Here is a 21,220-nt window from a genome sequence, read left to right as displayed (position 1 = left end):
ACTGACCCGCGGCCCGTGTCGGCCAGAGGAGGATGGTCGACACGGGCCGCGGGTCAGTGGGATCCCTGCTGGAAGCGCCGCAGGGCGTCGTCGGTTCGGCCGGCGGCCGAGAGCGAGGCGTGTCTGAGCATTTCGGCCAGCTCGTCGGCGGTGACTCGGGAGAGGGCCTCGGCCAGAGTGAGGTGCCGGTCGCCGACGGGGCGGTAGTAGTAGCCCATAGCCAGCGTGAGCACGATGCCGGGGATGAGTTGGTCAGTCTGGTCGTCGCCGAAACCGAGTCCGCGACCGATTCGGCGTACGGCCTCGACGTCGCCGAGGAGCGCCGATTCCGGCAGTGCCTCATGGGCGCGCGTCGCAGTCGCGATCTCGCGTTGTACGTACGCCTCCCAGGCCAGACGGGCATCAGCCTCTCGCCCTTCGATCTTGAGGGCGATGGACGCCAGCATGGCGTGGAAGCGTGGGGTCGTGAGCGACGTGTCGAGGTACTGGGCCGGTGTGCGTCCGGTGAGCGCGACGATGGGGTTACGTGATTCCGCGGTGAAGTGCTGAAGGGTTGTCACGAGCGCGCGCTCTATCGCCGCGTCGCTGACTCCCAGGCGGCACACCAGATCCGTCAGCACGATCTGCGTCACGGGGTTCATGTGGTTCTCCAGTCGGTCAGGAGGAGCAAGGGGGTTGTCAGGACTGGTCGTTGGTCCGAAGGCGCGGCGTGGGGTAGCGCGCTTGGACGTCCGCCATCACGCCGGTGATGAAGTCCATGAGGGTGCGGATTTGCTTCCTGTCGCCGCCCAGGTACAGGGCGAGGTCGAGAACCTGCGGGGCGGCTGCGTAGTCGAGGAGCTGCCGGTACTGCTCGACGGTGAGGTTCGCGAGGTCCTCCGGGCGGAGCGCCCACGCGGCGATGGCGGCGTTTTCTGCCAGGTGCAGGGCAGCGCGGAGGGCCTCTTCGTCGGGTGCGAAGGTCAGCAGGATGAGGATCATGGCGCCCCGGTGGTGCTCTGGGGTGTTGATGGCCGGTATCGAGGGATGGGCGGGCATGTATGTCTCCGGGGTGTGGATGAGAGCGCCCAATGCTCCTTTTCTATATGCATTCGGGGCGCAATGCGGCCCTGCCATCGAAGAGCAGGGGTATGGGACGGGGCTGTAGGTCCGCCCGGCGGCCGGGACACGGTGGCCACCGACCGCCGGACGAGGCTTGCAGCGTCAGCCGGCAGGCACAGAGAAGGACTTCAGGTCGGTGAAGATGTGACCCACGGCCGCCGCGGGCAGGCGATCCACCACGATCCGACCGTCCCCACTCCAGGTCAGCAGCTGGATGATGACGTCGAGCAGCGGCTCCGGGAGCGACTCACACCAGTCGTCGTAGTCGACCCCAGGAAACCGCTGCTCCCAGACCTCCTGGAGGAGGTCCGAGATCGCCCGAGCCAGCCGCCTGGCTTGTTCAGGGCCGATCGGTTCGGAGATCAGGCGCCGAAGGATGGCTTCGAGACCGAAGGGGTTACTCACGAACACTCCCGAAGGGCAACGGAAGAGGACTCCCCCCTCCCTAATAGTTCTATTCTATATGCATTAGGGAGGGGGGCAAGATTTTCGAGCGGAAAATCTTACCGGCGAGGGACTCTATTTATGCAGGTCAGCGGGCTCTTCCACATCGCTGAGGTCGCGGATGTGGAGTACGAGCCGACCGCCGTCGACCACGTCACCGATACGCATGTCCGGGCCGACGACACGCGTGTGGTCGTCGTCATCCAGGACTCCCTGATCCACGAGCCCGTCGACGCACGCCTTGAATGAGGGGTACCAGTTGGCCGGATCCCTCCTCTGCCTGCTCGCCGATAATGTGCACACGCTCCAGGTGTGGGAGCCCGCGTGACGCAGCCCATGCGGCACGTCGCAGCACTCTGGTGATCTCGGCACGCCGGTGGAAGTGCGGTCGCTGGTTGGCGTTCAGAAGCTCCAGCCGCGGGGGTAAAGCGACCCTGAATCGACGGCCGGGCAGCCCTTCGAACCAGTCATGTTCCACACGGGTCATGAGCGGTCCGCCTCTCCGGTGTCCACCGGGACCCATACGATTCGAAGAACACGTGCTCGGGCGAGGCGTAGGGCAAGGGAGCGCGCACTGCCGTTCCGGTGGGCGGCGAAGCCGGCGCAGATGGCCGGGGCCTTGGTGCCGAGCGTGGCGTGGCAGACGATGTGCCCCTCCTCCGCGATGGCACTCGCGATCATCTCCGCCACGCGCCCGGGTTCCAGGTGCATGAGGTTGCCGGGCCGGAAGATGCATGTCCCGCATCGCCCCGCGCAGATACGAACGCTCCACGTCACGGGGTCAGCGACGTCGTGGCGCAGCCCGTCAGAGGTGTATGTGGCTGAGCTGGTCATCGGTCGGCTCCCGGCGTTGCCGCGCGCACTGCTTCTCCGGTGGCTGCCAGCAGCATGTCCATGCAGGCGGGAAGCAGTTCGGGGTCGGGTGCCGTGAACGCGGCCCCGTAGAGGGCGAGCGTGGTCTGAGTGTCTCCGTTGGCGTGCGCGGTGATGAAGCGGGCTGCGAACAGGTGCGGAGGCGGGAGGATGTCCTCGGGGCTGCTGCCGTCAGGGGTCAGCAGGATCCACGACGCCGCCCCGCCGCTCAGTCCTTGCAGCTTCTCCAGCGCGGCCTTTGCCATGACCGCGAGACCCGTGGCCACGCCGTACATCAGCGACGGTGTTCCGGTCCGCGCGAGATCGGCCAGGATCTGGCGGGCCTCGTCGTGGCGCCCGTCCGTCCAGTGAGCAACGGCTTCGGCGAGACGTCCGGCGACCATCGTGCCCGTCGCCGGTCTGCCGTGTTCCGTCGCTATGACGGGCGCGGACCAAGTGCCGGGCTGACCTGGTACCTGTCGCCAGCCGTTCACTGCCTCTGGCGTTCGGGCATCGGGCCGAATCATGTAGCCGTGCTCGATCAGCCGGTGGCCGGCGCTGGCCGGGCGGAAGCTGTCCCATGCAAAGGGGAGGTCCAATATCGGCTCGTCGTTGCCCTGGGCAAGGACTCGAAGCCGGTATCCCTCCGGCACGGTGGTGCATGTTGCGGTCAGGTGCAGCACTGAGACTTCCTTTCTACTGGTCAGGGGACTTCGGGGAGTTCGAGCTGCTGTGCGATCTCTTGGTCCTCGTCCTCGAGCGGGTTGGGGCCGGGACGGTAGAAGGGCTGACAGCGCGGGCACTGCTGCTCGACAGCTCGGCGGTGGGCGCGCGATCCGGCGGCAGTGCCGCACGACTTTCGGATGACCGGGCGCGGCAGCTCGCTGGAGTCGGCCTCCGGCAGGGCGTGAACGATCTCGCCGTTGAGCCAGATTCGGCCGCCGCAGATCCCGGTGAAGCCGCTCTTCGCCGGGAGGACCTGCCTGATGCACGCAGCTCGGTAGGGGCAGCCGCCGCAGACGTAGAGGACTGGTTCACAGATGGCGACCAGTTCCTGACCGGTCTTCCACCGGTCGTCGGCGACAGCGAAGTCTGGGTCGCCGAAGCATGGGGCGTGGTCGGTGACGTGGGTGCCGGGCAGTCGGCTTCTCGGTCCGGTCACAGGACGGGCTCCAATCGCTGGCCTATCCACCGGGCGACGTTCACGGAGACCGCGTTACCTGCCTGCATGGTCTGTTCGGCCTGGTTGCCGTAGACGACGTACTTCGCCGGGAACCGCTGCCCTTCGAGCTGTTCGCGGGGCTTGAGCATTCGGAAGTAGCAGTCGTTGATGTCCGGGGCGCTGCGCACCAGGGCGGCGGAGTCGCGGGTGGCGAGGGTGTGGACGGGTTCGGCTGCGGTCTTCACCGCGGCCTTGCGGTACGGCACGACGAGCGTGTTCCGCGCCTGCTCAGGGACGGTGCCGGCGTGCGTCACCAGACCGTGGTGGTTGCCCTGGGCGGTGACCACGCTGAGCGGGTCGCTCGCGGGGCTGGCGGTGGCGTGGTTGCGGTATTCGATGAGGAACGGGTCCACCGTCAGGAGGGCTTCGCTCTCGCGGGTGGTTCGGGTGCGAAGCGGCACATCGACGGGGACTGCGTCGGTGTTCCAGGATCCGCCAGTCGGCACCAGGAGGGCGTCTCCCTGTTTGGCCGTCCGGGTCGGCAAGGGGCGGTCCTCGACGGCGTATGCCCGGTCTCCGCCGTCTTTGCCGTGGGTGAGGGTGATCGAGCTGGGGCGGTAGGGGAACTTGATGAGGCCCGCGCGAATGCGGTTCATCGTGGTCTCCGCGAGCGGCTTCTTGCGTTTGCCGATCTGGGTCCCGAGGTCGTGCCAGTTGATGATGTCGCTAGCCGGTCGTACGTACGGCTCGACCATGGCGTGGCGGCAACGTGTGTTCGGGCAGCGGTAGATGTAGTCACGCCGGTACTTGCCGATGCGGACGCCGTCGACGTTCCAGGACTGAACGGCGTGCACGTCCTCGCCGCAGTCCATGCACGGGGCCAGGGGCCGGGGCTCCAAGTCGGGCTTGCGCATGGTCTTGAGCGTGAAGACCACGTACATCCGGTCGCGCCACTGTGGGGCGCGGAGGTTGGTGTCGTCACCGATGTGGGCGCTGCTGACGCACACGATCTGGTAGCGGTAGCCGAGCAGTTCCATGGCTTCGAGCCACTTCTGGAACAGGATCCAGTCGAGGCCGAATTCGACGACGTTCTCTACGACGACGGCATTGAACCGTTTCGCCTCGGCAGCGCGTACGACGCACCAGGCGGTGACTCGGGTCGCCTCGAAGGCGTCCTTGGTCAGGGACTCCCACTCGTCGCGCTCCTCCTGGAGCAGATCGAGCAGGTCGAGTTGGTTCGTTTCTCGGGGGCGTCCTCCGGCGGGGCTGATCTCGGTGCAGATGACCGATGCCCAGAGGGCGTCGGCCTTGGGCAGGTAGCGCATGGGGAAGCCGTCGCTGAGGGTCATGACGGCGTGCTCGCAGTTGGGATGGTTGGCGGCGTGCGTCTCGATTGCCAGGTCCCAGTGGTTGATCCCGAGGAGCAGTTCGTGTCCTGCTTCTACGAGTCCGGTGCTACTGCCGCCCGCGCCGCACAGCAGGTCGATCCATGTGGCCATGCTGGTTGTCGTTCTCCAAGAGGTCTTGCGTGCCCGGCCTCGCCGCGCGGGGCCGGGCAGCGCCCGAGTTCAGTGAGCGCGCAGGCCGCCGTGCTCCTTGGCACGGCGCAGGAAGGCGATCCAGTGCGGCCATATCGGGTCGCCCAGCGGCATCTCGGAGACGTCGATGTTCGGGTGGGCTTCGTACGCGGCCAGGGCTGCCGTGATCTCGGCGACCGTGACGAGGGCGCCGTCGTTGTAAGCGAGCTTGTACGTCGGGATCCCGGTGGGCTCGGGCTCCGCAGCGTCCATGACGGCGCGGTATGCGCTCCGGTACTCCGCCACGAGGTTGGCCTTGTCCAGGGCGTGCCGGACCCCCGTCTTGAGGTCGCCCTCCGTCAATCCGTAGGCGGACAGGAGGGGAACGGCCGGGTAGGGCAGCTCGGCGAGCATTCCGAAGTTACGCATCGTGTCCAACGCGCGGATTCTCGCAGTGAGTTCGAAACGGAAGTAGTTCTCCTCGCCGTCGGCGCGTCTGCCGTCTACGGTCTGGATGTAGATGTCGTATCCCACGGGGTGTTCTCCAAGAGGTCTACGGCTGCCCGGCCCGAAGCCGGGCCGGGCAGCGTGTTCAGCGGTGGGCGGCGTGACGGTGGTGGCGCTCACCGCAGGTCGTGCAGCGCGGGAGTCGGTTGCGGGCCTCCCACCGGAGCTCGCCGATCACGAGCACGACCAGGCCGGCGCCGACTCCGAGCGCGAGCGCGAGCGCGAGCAGCGCGTACATCACGGTCGGCTCGCTCATCGCGCGGCCTGCTCGTCACGGGTGGGACAGGGCTGCATGAGCTGCATGCAGGCGAGCAGCACCCCTTGGGCGTCGTTGGTCGCCAGTGCGTTGTCCAGCGCGGCCTGGGCCCTGGCCTGCTCGTTCTCGTCCTGGGGGTGGGCGATCACGCAGTGGCAGCGGCGCGTCTTCGGCTCCGCGTTCGGCGGAGTCACATCGGTGCCCGGCATCACCCGATCGCCTGTCCGGCGTGCCCGACGAAGACGGTGAGGATCGCGTTGTCCTGCCTCCAGATCGTCAGCGGCCAGTCCGTTCCGCCCTGCTCATGGATGCGCTCCCAGCCCTTCTCCATGAGGTCGTGGGTGGTGTAGCCGTACTCCTTGACGGCGGCCCGACGGTCCGTGAAGGGGCCCTGTACCTCGGCGGATACCGGAGTGTGCTTGGCGGTGACGCCCTGCATCTGAACCTGGAAGAGGTCGACGATGGGTGGCGCGAGCTTGCGCGCGGTGACGAAGGCGGTGATCGCCTGGATGAGGGGCACGACATTGTTGCCGTGCTCGGCCTGGTCTGCGCCCTCGGTGGAGTCGTAGACCCGCTCGTCGATGGTGGGGTTGTCGTGATGAGCGCGCCGGACGTGGAAGCCCTCCAGCGCGGCCGGGTCGACGGGCAGGCAGTGGGTCGAGGTGATCCACAGGTGCGAACCGTCGGTGAGCTGGGCGTGGATCGCGAACTCGCCGCCGCTGATCTCCACATCGGTGATGAGCGGGATGCGACGCAGGGCGGTGATGACGGGCTCGTAGGCGTTCCACAGGGTCCGCCACAGCGGGTCGTCGGTGTTGCCGTGCTTGGGCATCGGGGCCATGGGCGCGGTGTTGGTGCTCACGGTTCTGTCTCCAAGAGGTCTTATGTTCGCAAACAGTACAGAGTTGGGATCTATCTAGGGAGGGAGATGAGCAGAGCGAGTGCGCAGGCGGGGCACCTGCGCCTCGCCTCGCGCTCCCCGCGAGTGATGGCAATGGCGGTCTCCAGCTCCGCTACGCGCTGCTGGGCCGCCCCGTAGAGGCCGCGCGCCTCCTCGCCAAGACTGCGAGCCTGCATCAGAGCGCGGTGGTTCACGCGGTGGTCGAGGTGGATCTCCGCGCCGCCGATGTCGTCGAGGAGTTCACCGACGAGTTCATCCCGCACGACGGCGGCGTTCCCGATCCCGCCGAGCTCGCGCTCGCGGTCGACCCGCTCCTTGAGGTCGGCGATCTCGATGAGCGCGCCACCGACACCCTCGGCGTCATGGCGGTAGAGGTCGGCGAGCACCTGGATCTGCTCGCGGGCGGCAAGCGAGCCGTCGAGCACGATCCCGCCCCTGCGCTCATGACGGAGGGTGGGCAGATACCTGCTGTCGTTCATGGCGTCCTTCCGGTCCCGAGGAGGTTCCAACTCCCCCTCTTTCTGGTTCTATTCTATATGCATTGGTGGGGATGTCTAGATTTTCCCCGAATTTTCTTTCGGTGGCCTAAGTTTTCTGCTGTCTACGGCTCTTGGCGGCGCGCACGGCTTCCCTTGTCGCCCGGCGTGCGGCCTCCGTCTCCTCCGGACGCTCCTCGACCCTGCGCCGACGGCTGGCCGCGTCCTGGCGCCACTGATCCCAAAACTGTCCGTGCGTTCGGCGCTCCTCCTCCTTGGCCTCCTCCTGCTCTCGTTGGCGGCCCGCACGCGGATTGGTGCCGCATGCACGGCAGTTGGCAGAAGGACGCTCCCTGTGCCTCGCGCAGCCCTTCTTCGGTTCCGCGCGGTCCGCCGGGGCAGGAGTGTCCGTCGGCGCGGGCGCGGGCTCCCCTGCGGCGTCAGCCGTGGGGGTAGGGGGGGAAGGAAGGACAGAGGAAGAACAAGGCAAGGAAGGGGTTTCATCGTTGGAACCCAGTGGGTTCCCCGCGTGAAACTCGTCGGGTTCCACAGGTGGAACCCGCTTCTCTGAAGCGCCCGGGTTCCCCCCGTGGAACCCTGCCCCATGCTCTGGGTACCCCGCATGGAACCCAGCCTCCACCTGCGGTGAGTCGTCAGAGTGTTGACGTGCGGCCTCCCGCGCTTCGACGTCCTGATAGGTCATGGCTGGCTTCGCTGGCGCTGAACGAACCACGCCGGGACGGGCCTTCCGGGGATTCTTCGGAGCGGCCTTGCGAACCTCAGCGGCCTCCTTGAGTTCCGCTGTGGTCGGCGTGGACGGTACGCCGAGAGGGAAGACCCGGTACACCGCGGCGCGTCCGGCCTTGCCGGTCTCCACACGCTCGACGAGGCCTTTGGCGATCAGCTCCGTGACGATGGTGATGGCCCGCTTGTCGGTCACGCCGACCCACGCCGCGAGGCGGGTCAGACCAGGCCGGGCGAGACGGGTCTCGTCGTCGGCGCTGTCCGCGATCTTCATGAGAGCGAGTTTCTGGCTCTGGGTGAGCACGTCGGGCGGCAAGTACGCTGCTGCGATCATCAGTTGGATGGACACGGTTCCTCATGGGCAGTGCAGCACGGCGGCAGGACGGGTTGCCCCGCCCGGTCGTCGCCGGGCGGGGCTGCGGTTGCATGGGCTCGGTCAGGCCGGCGCGATGTTGATGATCGTGGGCGTCTTCTTGCCGGTCTTCTTTCGGGGGATGGCCAGTCCTGCCGCCTTGAGGTTCTTGACCATGCGGTTGGTGTCCGGCGTCATCGGAACCGGGATGCCAGCGACTTCGTGAAGGTCGACCATCGCCTCCACGTCGTCCTTCTCCTCGTCGTTGCCCCCGCGCCAAGACAGCTTGTTGGGGCCATAGATCCCGGCTGGTGACAGGTCAAGCTTCTTGCGCGCGAACTTCTTGATCCGCTCGCCTTCGCTGGCGAGTTCGTGTCCTCTGACGTAGTCGAGGAGTGCCTGCTCACGGTCGGCGTCGTTGTGGATGAGTGCAGTCTGCTCGGGAACGCCTGGAGCCGTGCCCGGCCAGCACAGGGACCGGAACGGGCAGTAGTCGCAGATGGCGTCCAGATCGGGTCCGTGGAAGTCCCGGGGCATCTCCTCGGGGTCCTTCGTCTCGCGTACGCGCTCCACCCACCACTGCGCTTCTGCCGCGCGCTGGGGATCGAACTCGATCTCCTGGAGGTGCTCGGCGCCGCTGTCGCGGTTGATGAAGCGGAAGCGGATGCGCCCGACTTCCAACGGTCCCAGGCGGGCCAGATATCGCTGACCTGGAACGTCCTCGAACCCGACCTCGAACAATGCGCCCGCGTACAGGTGGACCTGCCGAAGCTCGGCGGCCGTGGCACCGTAGCGAAGCACCCGGTCCCAGAGGTACGTGGACTTGGTCTTCACGTCTTCGACGGTGAGCACTTCGGCGGGTATCGCCGGTCGGTGGCGGGTCGGCACTCGAGCGGCGGTCGCCGCATCGAGCTGAACGACGTCGACGTGTCCCCGGATCAAATCGTCCTGGACACTGCGCTCCACCAGCCATCGGTACTCCGTGCGTGCGGACTCCAGCAGGCCGTGGTGGATGAACGTGCCGAGGATCGCCGCTCGTTTGTCAGGGCGGTCGGTTGGTGTGACGCCGTGCAGGATGTAGGCGGCCCGACGACCACACACTGTGTCGGACGCTCCGAGCTGCGTCTGAAGGGAGCGGGGACGGCGGGCGTCGACGTCGTGCGCCGCGTCCCAGAGGGAAGGGGCGACGCCGTCAACGATGGTGGCTACGGACATGGGAGTTCTCCAAGAGGTCGTTGGGCCTGGTCACTGCTCGGCGTCGGCGTCCTGCTCGGCGGCCTTCCGGCTGGCGGCGGCGCGGAGCTTCTCGGCGTCCGACAGCGGGCCCTCTCCCATCTCCCGGCGAGGGTTGTCGAGTTCAGCGGCTCTCTGCTCGGCGGCGGCCCGTACGGTGGCGATCTCCTCGCGGCTGAGCCGGTTGGCAGGGTCCGGAACACTGCGCCAAAGCGCCCCCAGCTGCTCCTTGTCGTTGAGCCCCGCGATCCGATTGAGCCAGGGCTGAACGAGGTCGCCGACGAGTGCGGGCATGATGCGAGGCTGGGACTTGACCGAGCAGCCCAGCTTGTTGAAGACCAGGTCCTCGATGCTGAAGTCCCGCAGCGTCAGGGGCTTGCGCTCCTCGACGCGCATCCGTAGCGAGCGGACCTTGATGACCTGCGGGTCAGCGTTACGCTTCATGCGGATCCAGCACGTCGAGTCGAAGCCCAGGTCCTTCTGGGCTGACACCTTCCACTCGTTCCGATTCGGGATCGGCTGGCCGTTGTCGTCGGTCGCGCTGACCTGCTTGCCGCGGGCGAGCACGATGGCGATGCCGGGCAAGGTCCGGAGCAGGTAGATGATCCTGTTCCACCGCTCGTTGGCGTCGTTCCACAGGTTCCGGCCGATGTCGTATGCAGCGTCCGGATCTTCCTGGAGCAGGGCCCGGTTCTTCCGGCTCCGGCGTCCTCGCTCGTATGTCCAGTTGGTGAGCATCCGCCACAGTGCCGACCCCGAGTCGATGGTCAGAACGACCGGCGGCTCACCGGCAGTGGCTGCGCGCCGGGCCTCGGCGTGTACGGCTTCGACCTGTTCGAGGATGTCTCGGTAGGTGCCGTCATGGTCGATGATCTCGTAGTTCGCGCCCTCGATCGCCGCGTACTCATCGGCGGATCCCTCGTCGAGGTCAATCCAGTACATCTGCCCGGTGAGCTGACTGCCGGAGAACTGGGCAGCCGCGTACGTCTTGCCGGCGCCCTCCTCTCCTTCGATCAGCAGGAGGGGCCAGGGGACGACCCCTGTCGGTTTGCGGGTCTTGAGCTTGACGGCGGGCGGCTGTGCATTGCCCGCTGGTGCGTTCACGATCTGGCTCCAAGAGGTCGTGGTCAGTCCGTGCGCAAGGCCCGGACCTCGAAAAGGGATGTCCACTCCGGGTGTTCGGCCAGCAAGAGCCGCACGTACCGGGAGCGGTAGTCGTTGTTCAGCGCGAACTCGTCACCCTTGGTCGCCGCGCCGTACTGGTAGCGCAGGAGCTCGAAGAGCATCCCGATGCCGATGCGGGTGAACCCCTTCTCCGCGCAGTCGGCGGTCATCCGGGCCAGCGCCCTGAGGACCCAGGGGTTGAGTGCGTGGAATGCCTCGAATCGCTGCTGGATGGTCAGGTTGCCGACGACGGTGGGTTGGCGAACGGGCTGGATGGTGCCGAACAACGGCGGCTGCTCGATCAGCAAGGCTCCCCCTCAGAGATAGCACGAGCACCCTGGAGTGTTGGAATCTATCTTTGCCGAGAGGGAATGTCGATCAACGACGCCACCGCCCCTCTCCAGGCGGCCCCCTGGAGTACCGCACGACACCCCCAAACAGAAAGAAGCATGCCCCTTCCAGGCATGCTTCTATTCTATATGCATACAGGGGTTGGATCAAGAACTGATGCCCCTGAACTGGGCCTATGTGGCTAGCTTGTTCGCCGCCCGACCACGGGGAATGATCTTCGATCCCGGCCCGTCGTACGTCCCGTTACGCAAAGCGACGAGGACTTGCTGATCGATGGCCCACTTCACTCCCCGCGCACTGGCTTGCAGGGCAGGCGCATCCTCGACGACCGGCTCCAGCAACCAGATCGGGGACCCAGACAGCGTGTAGTCGGCAGGCCGGAACCTGCCGGTGCTCATCGCCTTGCGCACCAGGGCACCGTCGGCCAGTTGGAACAGGGCCGCCAGCTCGGCTTGACCCACCAGCGGCGGAAGCTGCTCGACTTCGCCGACCCAGTACCCGGGAGACTGCTCCTTGACGAGGTGGTCAAGCTCGGCCGCGTTGAGCTGTCGTGGGCGCGGGGTTGTCTCCCCGAATCGCCTGACGAACTGGAGCAGCCAGTACGGCGATCCACTGATGATCTTCGCGTACCGGTAGTCGAGAGTGTGGTCACGACTGATCCACTGGCTGACCTGGAGCCGCTTCACGCCGTAGAGGGCCGCGAACTCGGCGCCGCCAGCCAGGTAAGGCTTCCTCGCCGCTGAGTTCTCCTCGATTGCCACTTCATCGCCTCCTGACCACGATCCGTGCACATAGATTCTAACCGGAGGGCGGAAGAGGCTCGTACGTCTCCAGCACGTTGTTATGGTGGTGCTTCCAAGAGGTCGATGGGCCCCACCATGAGGTGGGGCCCATCTTCCTTGTCCGCTGCGTCAGATCAGGTCCACGACATTCAGGCGGTCGGCGGCAGCCATCGCCGGTTGACCACTAAACAATCTGAACAGACCGCCGGTCCGTTACCTGTTCGGGCCGTTACCAGTGCCACCTCGTTGGCACACGGCACAATGAGCCGCGACCACCGACCAGTCATGTACCAGCTGACACGGCCGACCGGCCGGTGATCCGCCAGCAGGGCACCCTGAGCATCAGACAATCACACCGCCGATCATGATCCTCAACTGTCCGCCGCACCAACGGTTGAGGCCACTCCGACGACAGTGTCTTCACCCGCAGTCGTGGTTGGAGTCACTCGTCCTTTCGGCTCAGCAGCGGGGCCCGAAGAACCCTTGCGAGCAGCAGATGCGGCTGTCACGCCTGAGACGCATCATGGAAACAAGGAAGATCCTCGATGACCTCGGGGGCTACCGATGGCAGACCAGCCAGGACCCCACTGTACGAATGGGCATACTCCTCGGCCGGAGAAGGCGGCGTCGAGGTTCTGCACGATTTGCGGTGCCCCCATAGTCGTCACCTGTCCTAACGGTCATGAGGTCAAGGCCGCGCCCTACTGCAGCGTGTGCGGAGTGTCCATACTTGCTGCTCGAGTGCCACCTCCAACAACCGAGGACGCGGTCTCCGCGCCAGTGAGCCGCGATCAGCCGGCAACTAGCGAGCTGAGCCACCGCGCTACCTCGGCGGCGCTTGGGCCCCGAGCCGAAGGCCCGCCCGAACCGCCATATGGACCAACGGGCCCATCGCCACCCAAGCACGGCCCGTCCCCTCTTGTGGTGATCGTCGGGGCGGTGCTCCTCGCCATCCTCATTGCTGTCGGGGGGTACTTCGGCGTCACTCAACTGACCGCCTCGGACTCTGAGAAACCAGATCGCACCGCGCCAACGACTTCGTGGTCCCCATCAACGACCGCCGACGAGACAAACCCGCCTCGGCCTTCCGAGCAATCGCCCAGCATGCCGGCGCAGCCCACTAGCCCCACAACGCAGTCGCCATCGGCCAACGACAGCCCTGGGGCCGTCGTTGAGGCGTACTTCGCCGCCATCAACTCCGGCAACTACGAACGCGCCTGGGCTCTAGGAGGCAAGAATCTGCAGCCAGGAAGTTTCTCGTCCTTTGTGAATTCCTTCGAGGGAACGGCCTCTGAATCAGTCACCGTCCTCTCTGTTTATGGTGACGAAGTAGAGATCGAACTTGACGCGACCCAGACAGACGGAACACACCGATACTTTGCCGGCACGTACACCGTCCGGAATGGCGTCATCACTGCGGCCGACATCGAACAGCAATGACCTAAATTCCCCTGAGGTCCGTCACCTGAGTGACCTTGCAAAACGAGGAGAGACAGATGCAAAAACAAGTAAGGTGCCCAAATTGTGGTGCACCGGTAACGCCAGCCGACGCCTTCTGCTCAGAATGCGGACACCGGCAGGCTGAGCCTGAGCCCGGTTCCGCGAATAGTGCGTCGCCGCGACCGATCCTCGCTACACTTCCGCCCGAATCGCCGCCACCACCCCCATCAGATCCACCGCCAGCGTTTAGCGCGCCGCCCTCGGACATCGGCCAGCGGCTCCCTGCACCAATGAATTGTCCGAACTGTGGGCAAATCACAGCAGGTGAAGTGTCCTGCCAATTCTGCGGTCAAGCCCTCATCCTTCCACCTGGGATCCTCCTTTCCACTGTCGGGCGTCGATTCGGTGGCTATCTATTGGAGTTCGTGCTCGCTATCTGCACCCTAGGTCTTGGATGGCTCATTTGGGCATTTATTATTTTTCGCGGCGGCCAGACCCCAGCCAAACAGGTGCTGCATATGCGAGTCATCTCCATCCAGCAGGCTCGCGCTGCCGGATGGTGGAGGATGTTCTTCCGTGAATTCATCGCGAAGACACTCATCGCATTTGTTTCCGTATTCTTGATTCCCTACTTTTGGCTTCTATGGGATCGCAACCGACAGGAACTATGGGACAAGATGGCGACTACGCTCGTAGTTAGTGACCCCACTGACCAGCTCCGGCCACCCTCACGTGAATATCGCGAGCAGGCACACCGTTCATGATAATCACACCCACCATGCACCTCTTATCGGTGTCGCAACTCTACGTTTCACACCATTCGCCCGACTGGCGTTTCCCGCTGGTGGACTCCAAGCCACTGTGTGCAACCATCCGCCAGAGGATTTTGGAAATGAAACCTTCACTGCAAATCAAGGGCGGAATCTATTCGTCTCTAGCCTTCGTGGCGGCGCTACTTGCCCCAACAGCCCCAGCGGCTTCCACGGATCCAACTTCGACCCATACACTCGAGCAATCCTGCCCTACCTCCGAAATTCCATGCCTCTACCATGTCGGCGCCAGCGAACGGCCAGGCGAGGCGCATGGAATGGCTGGATATCTCACAATTGAAAAGCCGAAGATCGAAACCCGCAACAGTAGCCGTTTTGAGTGGTCCGACGGGCAACTCTTCATGGCAAATAGTTCAACCGGCGACGTCATCGAGCTTGGGTGGGTCGTAGAGAAGAATCCTTCAGGTCGGGACGGATACAGCCACAGCGAAGACCCCGGTGAGCCTCATTTGCTTCTAGGGGTGCGGACGGGCGCAAGAGAGGATGAGGCTGGTTCCTTCGAGCGCATCACTCGTGACCACGATCTCGGAGGCCACTTCCACCCCGCTTCAGATGCTCCCGTCACCCCCAACGGTGATATCAGCCACGACCTCAACAGCTCAGTACTGTTCCACATCGGCTACCACTCCGGAAATAAGGCATGGTGGATCCAGTATGGCAGCAAATGGATCGGCTACATTGACGCCAGCTACTGGCCCGAGTCGCGATTCAAGTCGGCAAACTATCTAGAATGGTACGGCGAAGTCGGATCATATGCTCGACGGTTTCCTTGTATTCAGATGGGAAATGGCACTTACGGTAGCCGCAGCGGATCTGCCCGAATGAGCGGATTGGGCTACGAGATCTACAACTCTGAAGGCCATTCGATCTCCGTCCGCGCCAGTGCAACAATGCGCGACAGCGATACCCCGAATCGAAGTAGAGAGCATGGGTGGGACGGCATCCCACGACCAGGAACCGGCGGTACCCGGGCCTTCTTCTACGGTGGCCCCGGGTACTCGTGTAGTCGCTGAGTGTCTCTCATCGGGTGGGTCGAAGCCCCGGGTCCAGTTGATGCCCCGCGGGTCACCACGATTCCGTCGTCTGCCGGTTGAAAGAGCGCCACACAGTGCAACGCCCGTGACCGGATAAGGCTGGCGCCCTAACTTGTCGGACGCGAGCGGACTGCCGTAGTCAGCAGGTCTCTCCGCTGCCAGAGCCCACGACATCCGCATCACGCCATTCGCTCATATCTCGCTCGGCATCACCCGTCGTGGGGGTCAGGTGCGCGGTAGCTGACGCTGCATGCTCCCATACTGCGGCGGCCGGGCATATCCGAGGAGCCAGCCGAATTGCGGCGAAAGGTGCTCCTCTGCGAGGCGGAAGACACCGTAGTAGGTGAAGATGGCGACCGGGGTCAGCACTCCGGTGACGGCTGTGGCGTCGAGGTCGAGGCCGTGACGCAAGGCCACCGCGACCAGCCAGCCGGCAGCAGCCGGGACTCCAGTGCGCAGCAGCGAGGTGTACAGGTTCATGGAGTTGCGTTCCTTGGAGGAGTGAGATGGGGTCAGGAGAACAGTCGGCGCCAAGTCTCGGGCCCGGGGTAGCCGTCGGCGTCGGAGCCGGTCCACTTCTGGGCGCGCTGGAAGTCGGCGACGTTGAGGCGGTCCGCCTCGCCCCAGTCGCGGGACGGTCCGACGCGGTAGTGCTTGTCGAAGCCCCGACGAACGAGCTGCTGACCCAGCAGGAGGATCGACGTGTTCGACTTGCCGGGGCCGAACGCGCTCCGGCCGGGGAATGCCAGCGGCCCCGGCTTGGGCGTCGACGTGGTACTGGGCCACTTCGGCATCGGTCCGGGGTCGGTGTGCCGGTTCTCGGGGGTCTGGCCGTGGCCGTAGTGCCCGCCCTGTGTCTCCCAGATGTGCTCGTTGCGGTTCGCCTTCCAAGTCGGGTTGCCCATCGGCCAGACGTCGGGCACACCCCAGGTCCGTGCCCAGGTGAGGATCCTGTCGAGACTCTTGGCAGGGGTGTCCCGGACAGTGGCGTACGTCTTCGAGTTCACCCGGCAGTAGGGGAAGAAGAGCGTCTCGACTTGCAGGCAGACCCGCCCGGTCCGGTTGGTGCGGGTACCGCCGGCGGCGTCGACGAGCGCCTTGGCCCGACTGTTCGCCGGATAGAACTGGGCGATCCGCCCCGTGAACGGATCCCACAGGAGGTGCGGGGCGACTCCCTTGCCCCCGCCAGTGAAGTACGCAACCAGCTTGTCGAACGGTACGAGGGCGGCGGGCTTGGAGGCGGAGGCGTTCTTGTCCCACGTGATGTGCCAGATCACGCGGGGGTCGTATTGGGTGTCGGTGGGTGCGGTGTCGCTGAGCGGGTGCCGTTCGGCTCCCGGCAGCCACAGATCAGGCATGGCGCGTTCCTAGTTCTCCCCCGCGCCTGCTGTGCTGAGCCTACAGTCCGAGCTTGCCGGTCACGGCCGCGACGATCAGCCCCACCACGACAGGGGCGATCAGAGCGGTCAGTGCCAACCGTCGTACCCCGCGGGCGTCTTGGCGCTCGGCTTCCCGCTCGCGCTGAATCTGAGCGATGTCATCCTCAACGGCCTTGATCCGCAGCTCATCTGTCCTGCGATCGGCCTCGTACTGGATCTTCGTCACCATCTCGGCGAGCCGCGCACCGAGGGCAGCGAAGTCAGAGCGCAAGTCGTCGCGCATCTGCTGCATTGCCCGCAGCAGTTCCCACGGCGTGGGGTCCTGCCCTTGCGGCTCGGACACGGTGCTCCCTTCGGCAGCCCCGCGCCGCTGGAGATCAGTCTATGAGACGCGGGGCACACCCGGATCGCCGTGCTCGGGCCGGTCAGGTAATGGCCTGGCCGGTGTAGTCGTCGGCTGAGCCGCAGTCCTCCACCAGCAGGTAGGCCGTGTTGCTGCTGCTGGCGGCAACCGTCCACGTCTGCGCGACTCCTCCCTGAACTCCCGTCCAGCACAGAGCGGCTGTTATATCGCTACTGGTGGTGTTGGTCAGGATGGTTTGGATGGAAATAGCGGCATTCGCTGAGGATCCTTGCAGATTGTTGACCCGTATCTGGTCCTTGTAGATCGTTCCCGACACGGCGTTCTTCCGGATCCGGTACAACGCATAGCTGGCACTCGCAGCACTGTGCAAAGCCCAAATGGATACCCGGTATGCGCGGCCGGCCTTGAATGTGATGCTGCTGGTAGTGATGACGGCCGTCTCCGTGCTGGAGAAGGTGACGTTCGTGCTCAGGGTCCGCTGGGTGACAAACCCTCGGCCCTGCGCCCTTCCGTAGACGCTGAGATCGCGGTCGACGGCGAATCCGCTGGATGTGAGCCTGGCGGAGGACCGGGCCGAGTCCGGTGGTGCGTCGCGGACATACAGCTCGATGGATGACCCGACAGCGGACGTGTCGGCTCCGTAGCCATTGATGTACGCAACTCCGTTGCCCCTCAGCTCGTTGGCGTAGAGGTTGAAGACGGACCCCGAATAGCCCGGCACGAGCCCTTGCAGGAACAGTCCCGTCTCCTGGCTGGTGCCGCTCACCCTGGGGGCACTGAGGGAGACGCTGGCCATTTCGTACGAAACGGAGCCTTCTGAGCCGTAGGCAATGGCCGTGTTGAGCTCAGCCGGAGCTGCTTCATTCGCGCTGCCCGAATAGAACTCGATGGATCCGGTCTCCGGGTTGGTGTTTCCCGGACTGATGACAACGCGCTGCCCGCTTGCTGCGGTTTGCAGGGTACTGCCGGTGATGACAGCGCCGCTGATCCTCTTGCCGTTGATTGCGTCGGCATCGAGCTTGTCCGCTGTGATCGCCCCAGCCTTGATGTGGGTGGCCTCGATCGCCCCTGCGGCGATCTTCGTTGCAGTGACAGCGTTGACCGCGATCTTGTCTGCGGTCACGGCCAGCGCGTTCAGCTTGTCGGTGGTGACGGCAAGGGCCGCGATCTTCTCGGCCGTGACAGCCAAGGCCGTGATCTTTTCTGCTGTCACCGCTCCGGCGAGGAGCTTGGGCGTGCTGATCGCACCGTCGGCGATCTGTACTCCCGGTACGACCGGGCGAACGACCGCGTTGTCCCACAGCACTGTGCCAGCTGTCGACTGGTACGACTCCACCCAGACGGTGGCCGCGGTGGTGTTCGCCGGCGCAGTGACCGTCGCGGCAAGTCGCTGCCATGAACCGCGGGTTGGAACGTCGACCTGCGCGACGCCGAAGCCGACTGTGGCACCCGTGCCGTCCAACCACCGGGCGTAGAACTTGAGCGCCGCTCCAGCCCAGTCAGCGGACGCGTTGACGTCGATAGCGAGGTAGAGCTGCTCTCCGCTCAAGATCGGCAGGGTGGTGAGAGCGAGGGACCACGTGGTGGCAGTAGCGGCGGTCGCGTCGACCCGGAGGGCTTTCGCGGAGCCGTTGCCGCCGTAGACGACAGACCATTCGTTCTGGGCGATCGCCGCGGTGTAAGCGCCTTCGAACGACGGGTCGCTCAACGTGTTTGTGCCACCTGCGACGACCAGCTTGTCTGTGGAGATCGATGCGGCCGCAATTTCGGAGACCGTAACCGAGTTCGCCGCTATCTCGCGGCCTGTGATGGCGTCGGCCGCGACCTTTCCAGCGATCACTGAATCAGCGGCGAGAGCAGCGGCGGTGACTGAGCCGCTCACCAGGTTGGTGGCATCGACTACACCGGTCTTGAGCGCCTCGATGGCGACGGCGTCGACCTGCATCACGGCCGCCGAGCCGGAGACATTCATCGAGCTGTAGTTCAGCCACAGGTAGGGCGTGATGTAGCGGACGGCTTCGTGGACGTTTCCAGGTGAGCGGGGGTCGTTGTTGGGGCCGGCTGATCCGCTGGCGCCGGACGCCGCCCGATCCTTGAGGTAGCCGACGATCGTCACCCAGCCGTCCGCCGTTGGAAGCGAACGTGCGGAGGCCCCCACGTAGTAGTGGCTGTTGGAGGAGTCGGCGCCAGTGCGGTTGACGAGGGTGGTCTTGTCCGCGCCGATGCCGAGCACGCCGACGTACACCGAGTCAGGGCCGGAGGCAGGTTGGGCGGTGGCGCGAATGCGGGCGCTGATCCGGTACAGGACACCGGGTTCGTACGGCACGAGAGTCGTGCCGCGCAGCCGGATGAACCCGCGGGCTTGGCCGACGGTCTGGCCGGTGGGTGCGTCTGGGACGCCAGAGAGATGCGTCCAGGCTGCTCCGGTGCTCTGGTCAGTGGTCTGCCAGGCCGCGGCCTCGCCCATCCCGTCGACGAGGCGCTGACTGGTGGTGTCCGCCAGTGCGCCACCCAACGCGCCAAGGGTGACCGCGCCGTTGGCGAGCTTCCCCAGCGTGACGGAATTGGCGGCGAGTTTTTCGGCGAGCACCGCGCCGTCAGCGAGAGCAGTTGAGTTGACGGCCCCCAGCGCGAGCGCGGCGTCAGTCACCGCGCCTCGCGCGAGCTTGGTCTCGTCGATGATCGCGTTGCCGAGATCGTCCGGTACTGCCTTGCGGGCCTGGCCCTGTACGGCGTTCGAGGGTTCTCCGGCCGTGCCAGAAGTGTTGACCGCGATCAGGCGCACCCACACCGTGTCGTAGGTGTCGGTGGCGATGGTGACGGTGCCGCCGACCGCCATGTAGAAGGCGGCCACTGGGCGACTCGTGTCCGGCTCGGCGTCTGCGGTCGCTGCAATGTGGATCTGGACTTCGGCCAGGTCCAGAGGTGCGGTCTCCGCGTCCGTCCAGGTTCCTGGCCAGGTGATGGTGAACCCGGACAGGGCTGCCTCGACCGTCGGCGCTGTGGGCGTGGGAGGCGGTGGGCCGTTATGAGCGATCAAGCCGACGCTGCCGTCGTCCTGCATGCCGATGCTGCCGCGCAGGTTGCCGTCCTGGTCGTAGACCTCGATCGCACCGTCCTCGATCGACGAGTACGCCATGCGCGCAGTGCGGGTGGTGCGGGCAAGCTGCCGCTCTAGAGCGGCGACGCGGGCGGCCAAGCGGGCGATTTCGCTGCTCACGCGGTGCCTCCCCCGTAGGTGAAGCGGTCCGCTCTCTGCAGCTGGATGACGGCCTGCTCAGGGTCCTCGCCAGAGGCTGGCCGGATCTGCCAGCCGACGATCCGACACCAGGCGTCGAAGTCGGTCCACTGGTCGTGGACCCGTGCCCGCACGTCGTCGCCGATCTGCCAGGCGCCGAAGCGGGCGGAGGGGTGGTCCCGGATGGTGATCTCGGTAACCTCGCCGATGACCTGGCGGGAGATGCGTTCCTTGCGGGCGCGGGCGGCCAACCGGTCATTGGCCTTCTCCGCCGGTACCTCGAGGAGGTGCTCCAGTCGCAGCCGTCCGTCGCGCACGGCGTCCACGGCGCGGCGCCGGTTGCGGCCTTCACCAGCGCCGAGGGCAATGACGACCTGGGCGAGGTTGTCGGCGTCGTACTCGACTGGGACGGCCTTGATGATGTTGACGCCGGACTCGAAGTGGATGTCCGTGCGGCGGCGGCCGAGCCGGGGCCAGCCGATACGTACGCGGCCCTGCGGTGTTCCGTTCTTCCAGGTGACTTCCTCGGTCCACTCGGGGCCGCCTTCGACGGCGACCATGTCCTCGATGACGGCGCCGAGGGAGGGGGTGTCCCACCAGTCGATTCGGTAGGGGTCCTCCGGCGTGCCGATGGTGGCCTTGGAGGTGGTGTCGTCGGCCTGGATGCCGAGCTGACCGTCCGGCTGTTCCTGGCAGTACGCCCACACGTCGCGGATGACCTTGCAGGGGTCGGCGTAGGTGTATGGTCCTCGGCCGTTGAGCTGGCCATGGAGGTCATAGCGCCGGTAGGGGTAGGAGCCCCAGCCAGAGGCCTCGATGTTCAGCTGCTGGCCTTCGGGGTCGGCTCTCCAGATGAGACCGCCCCACAGCAGTCGTCCGTCGCGCTCGGCGTAGATCTTGGTGTTGCCGGGGTCGAGCTGGGAGCGGACCAGGTGGGCGAGGCGGGGTTCGACGGCTCCGGTGAGGCTGCCGGTCGCGGAGAGTGCGGGGCCGAACTCGACGCCGGTAAGGGGGAGATCCCAGGCGAGGACCTTGTTGGTAAGTGCGTCAGTGGTGAGATAGCGGTACGACGGCGACGCCATCGGGCGCTTCC

General features: G+C 65.6%; 25 protein-coding genes. 4 read left to right on the top strand and 21 right to left on the bottom strand.

The window, feature by feature from the left end:
* Positions 1-53: 53 nt before the first annotated feature.
* The 3 genes from AOK23_RS14800 to AOK23_RS14790 form a co-directional block, all read right to left on the bottom strand.
* Positions 54-632 carry a hypothetical protein gene (locus tag AOK23_RS14800; protein ID WP_157878046.1) on the bottom strand — a complete coding sequence of 193 codons (579 nt, stop codon included), beginning with the start codon at positions 630-632 and terminating at the stop codon, positions 54-56.
* Positions 633-678: 46 nt separating this feature from the next.
* Positions 679-1,071, bottom strand: a complete 393-nt coding sequence (locus AOK23_RS14795; RefSeq protein ID WP_055713181.1) for a hypothetical protein — start codon at positions 1,069-1,071, stop codon at positions 679-681.
* A 132-nt stretch (positions 1,072-1,203) separates the two neighbouring features.
* Positions 1,204-1,506 (bottom strand): hypothetical protein, encoded by a 303-nt coding sequence (locus AOK23_RS14790; RefSeq protein WP_157878045.1) that lies wholly within the window; start codon positions 1,504-1,506, stop codon positions 1,204-1,206.
* Positions 1,507-1,626: 120 nt separating this feature from the next.
* Between AOK23_RS14790 and AOK23_RS47875 the strand changes: the two genes are divergently transcribed.
* Positions 1,627-1,794, top strand: coding sequence for a hypothetical protein (locus AOK23_RS47875; protein ID WP_157878044.1), 168 nt, complete (start codon positions 1,627-1,629; stop codon positions 1,792-1,794).
* Positions 1,795-2,375: 581 nt separating this feature from the next.
* Here AOK23_RS47875 and AOK23_RS47870 read toward each other — a convergent pair.
* From AOK23_RS47870 to AOK23_RS14730, 13 genes are all read right to left on the bottom strand, one after another.
* Positions 2,376-3,080 carry a hypothetical protein gene (locus tag AOK23_RS47870; protein WP_157878043.1) on the bottom strand — a complete coding sequence of 235 codons (705 nt, stop codon included), beginning with the start codon at positions 3,078-3,080 and terminating at the stop codon, positions 2,376-2,378.
* Positions 3,081-3,100: 20 nt separating this feature from the next.
* A complete protein-coding gene (locus AOK23_RS14775) occupies positions 3,101-3,559 on the bottom strand; it encodes a hypothetical protein (RefSeq protein ID WP_055713177.1) in 459 nt (152 codons plus the stop codon).
* Positions 3,556-5,058 (bottom strand): DNA cytosine methyltransferase, encoded by a 1,503-nt coding sequence (locus AOK23_RS14770; RefSeq protein ID WP_055713176.1) that lies wholly within the window; start codon positions 5,056-5,058, stop codon positions 3,556-3,558. The genes AOK23_RS14775 and AOK23_RS14770 overlap by 4 nt, the downstream gene beginning before the upstream one ends.
* Before the next feature lie 69 nt (positions 5,059-5,127).
* Positions 5,128-5,610, bottom strand: a complete 483-nt coding sequence (locus AOK23_RS14765) for a hypothetical protein (RefSeq protein ID WP_055713175.1) — start codon at positions 5,608-5,610, stop codon at positions 5,128-5,130.
* Between the two features lie 58 nt (positions 5,611-5,668).
* Complete coding sequence (locus tag AOK23_RS47865) at positions 5,669-5,839, bottom strand: hypothetical protein (RefSeq protein ID WP_157878042.1); 171 nt, start codon at positions 5,837-5,839, stop codon at positions 5,669-5,671.
* The gene (locus AOK23_RS14760) at positions 5,836-6,048 is read right to left on the bottom strand and encodes a hypothetical protein (protein WP_055713174.1); all 213 of its coding nucleotides are present in this window, start codon (positions 6,046-6,048) and stop codon (positions 5,836-5,838) included. The genes AOK23_RS47865 and AOK23_RS14760 overlap by 4 nt, the downstream gene beginning before the upstream one ends.
* Positions 6,048-6,701 (bottom strand): hypothetical protein, encoded by a 654-nt coding sequence (locus AOK23_RS14755; protein WP_055713173.1) that lies wholly within the window; start codon positions 6,699-6,701, stop codon positions 6,048-6,050. Before AOK23_RS14755 ends, AOK23_RS14760 begins: the two co-directional genes overlap by 1 nt.
* A gap of 50 nt (positions 6,702-6,751) precedes the next feature.
* Positions 6,752-7,219: a hypothetical protein gene (locus AOK23_RS14750; protein WP_055713172.1), complete on the bottom strand. Its 468-nt coding sequence runs from the start codon at positions 7,217-7,219 to the stop codon at positions 6,752-6,754.
* A 106-nt stretch (positions 7,220-7,325) separates the two neighbouring features.
* Complete coding sequence (locus AOK23_RS47860; RefSeq protein ID WP_157878041.1) at positions 7,326-8,309, bottom strand: helix-turn-helix domain-containing protein; 984 nt, start codon at positions 8,307-8,309, stop codon at positions 7,326-7,328.
* 87 nt (positions 8,310-8,396) lie between these two features.
* On the bottom strand, positions 8,397-9,527 hold the full coding sequence (locus AOK23_RS14745; protein WP_055713171.1) for a PD-(D/E)XK nuclease family protein: 1,131 nt from the start codon (positions 9,525-9,527) through the stop codon (positions 8,397-8,399).
* A gap of 30 nt (positions 9,528-9,557) precedes the next feature.
* Positions 9,558-10,649, bottom strand: a complete 1,092-nt coding sequence (locus AOK23_RS14740; RefSeq protein ID WP_055713170.1) for an AAA family ATPase — start codon at positions 10,647-10,649, stop codon at positions 9,558-9,560.
* Positions 10,650-10,672: 23 nt separating this feature from the next.
* Positions 10,673-11,017 (bottom strand): hypothetical protein, encoded by a 345-nt coding sequence (locus AOK23_RS14735; protein ID WP_055713169.1) that lies wholly within the window; start codon positions 11,015-11,017, stop codon positions 10,673-10,675.
* 216 nt (positions 11,018-11,233) lie between these two features.
* Positions 11,234-11,821 carry a hypothetical protein gene (locus AOK23_RS14730; protein ID WP_055713168.1) on the bottom strand — a complete coding sequence of 196 codons (588 nt, stop codon included), beginning with the start codon at positions 11,819-11,821 and terminating at the stop codon, positions 11,234-11,236.
* A 960-nt stretch (positions 11,822-12,781) separates the two neighbouring features.
* Here AOK23_RS14730 and AOK23_RS47855 point away from each other — a divergent pair.
* Genes AOK23_RS47855 through AOK23_RS44960 form a run of 3 tightly spaced genes read left to right on the top strand, consistent with a single transcriptional unit; the run spans position 12,782 to position 15,125 of the window.
* Positions 12,782-13,282 (top strand): superantigen-like protein SSL4, encoded by a 501-nt coding sequence (locus tag AOK23_RS47855; RefSeq protein ID WP_157878039.1) that lies wholly within the window; start codon positions 12,782-12,784, stop codon positions 13,280-13,282.
* Positions 13,283-13,338: 56 nt separating this feature from the next.
* On the top strand, positions 13,339-14,046 hold the full coding sequence (locus tag AOK23_RS51885; RefSeq protein ID WP_079049485.1) for an RDD family protein: 708 nt from the start codon (positions 13,339-13,341) through the stop codon (positions 14,044-14,046).
* A gap of 14 nt (positions 14,047-14,060) precedes the next feature.
* Positions 14,061-15,125 (top strand): neprosin family prolyl endopeptidase, encoded by a 1,065-nt coding sequence (locus AOK23_RS44960; protein WP_169800299.1) that lies wholly within the window; start codon positions 14,061-14,063, stop codon positions 15,123-15,125.
* Positions 15,126-15,371: 246 nt separating this feature from the next.
* On the opposite strand, the gene AOK23_RS14725 is transcribed toward AOK23_RS44960, so the two are convergent.
* The 5 genes from AOK23_RS14725 to AOK23_RS14705 form a co-directional block, all read right to left on the bottom strand.
* Entirely contained in the window at positions 15,372-15,626 is a 255-nt protein-coding gene (locus tag AOK23_RS14725) for a hypothetical protein (RefSeq protein WP_063791340.1), read from the bottom strand.
* A 32-nt stretch (positions 15,627-15,658) separates the two neighbouring features.
* Entirely contained in the window at positions 15,659-16,504 is an 846-nt protein-coding gene (locus tag AOK23_RS14720) for a peptidoglycan-binding protein (protein ID WP_055713167.1), read from the bottom strand.
* Between the two features lie 40 nt (positions 16,505-16,544).
* Positions 16,545-16,868 carry a hypothetical protein gene (locus AOK23_RS14715; protein WP_055713166.1) on the bottom strand — a complete coding sequence of 108 codons (324 nt, stop codon included), beginning with the start codon at positions 16,866-16,868 and terminating at the stop codon, positions 16,545-16,547.
* A gap of 82 nt (positions 16,869-16,950) precedes the next feature.
* Positions 16,951-20,109 carry a hypothetical protein gene (locus tag AOK23_RS14710; protein ID WP_055713165.1) on the bottom strand — a complete coding sequence of 1,053 codons (3,159 nt, stop codon included), beginning with the start codon at positions 20,107-20,109 and terminating at the stop codon, positions 16,951-16,953.
* Positions 20,106-21,209, bottom strand: coding sequence for a hypothetical protein (locus AOK23_RS14705; RefSeq protein WP_055713164.1), 1,104 nt, complete (start codon positions 21,207-21,209; stop codon positions 20,106-20,108). Before AOK23_RS14705 ends, AOK23_RS14710 begins: the two co-directional genes overlap by 4 nt.
* Between the last annotated feature and the right edge of the window lie 11 nt (positions 21,210-21,220).

Origin of the sequence: Streptomyces torulosus (assembly GCF_001419765.1) — a bacterium.
Classification (GTDB): domain Bacteria; phylum Actinomycetota; class Actinomycetes; order Streptomycetales; family Streptomycetaceae; genus Streptomyces; species Streptomyces torulosus.
This window is presented reverse-complemented; position numbering and strand designations above follow the sequence as displayed.

What these genes read in the sequence shown, in the direction of transcription:
- AOK23_RS51885 (WP_079049485.1), top strand. Translation starts at nt 13,339, where the DNA reads ATGCAAAAACAAGTAAGGTGCCCAAATTGTGGTGCACCGGTAACGCCA.
- AOK23_RS44960 (WP_169800299.1), top strand. Translation starts at nt 14,061, where the DNA reads ATGCACCTCTTATCGGTGTCGCAACTCTACGTTTCACACCATTCGCCC.
- AOK23_RS14705 (WP_055713164.1), bottom strand. Translation starts at nt 21,209, where the DNA reads ATGGCGTCGCCGTCGTACCGCTATCTCACCACTGACGCACTTACCAAC.
- AOK23_RS14760 (WP_055713174.1), bottom strand. Translation starts at nt 6,048, where the DNA reads ATGCCGGGCACCGATGTGACTCCGCCGAACGCGGAGCCGAAGACGCGC.
- AOK23_RS14720 (WP_055713167.1), bottom strand. Translation starts at nt 16,504, where the DNA reads ATGCCTGATCTGTGGCTGCCGGGAGCCGAACGGCACCCGCTCAGCGAC.
- AOK23_RS47865 (WP_157878042.1), bottom strand. Translation starts at nt 5,839, where the DNA reads ATGAGCGAGCCGACCGTGATGTACGCGCTGCTCGCGCTCGCGCTCGCG.
- AOK23_RS47875 (WP_157878044.1), top strand. Translation starts at nt 1,627, where the DNA reads ATGCAGGTCAGCGGGCTCTTCCACATCGCTGAGGTCGCGGATGTGGAG.
- AOK23_RS14750 (WP_055713172.1), bottom strand. Translation starts at nt 7,219, where the DNA reads ATGAACGACAGCAGGTATCTGCCCACCCTCCGTCATGAGCGCAGGGGC.
- AOK23_RS14725 (WP_063791340.1), bottom strand. Translation starts at nt 15,626, where the DNA reads ATGAACCTGTACACCTCGCTGCTGCGCACTGGAGTCCCGGCTGCTGCC.
- AOK23_RS14770 (WP_055713176.1), bottom strand. Translation starts at nt 5,058, where the DNA reads ATGGCCACATGGATCGACCTGCTGTGCGGCGCGGGCGGCAGTAGCACC.
- AOK23_RS14745 (WP_055713171.1), bottom strand. Translation starts at nt 9,527, where the DNA reads ATGTCCGTAGCCACCATCGTTGACGGCGTCGCCCCTTCCCTCTGGGAC.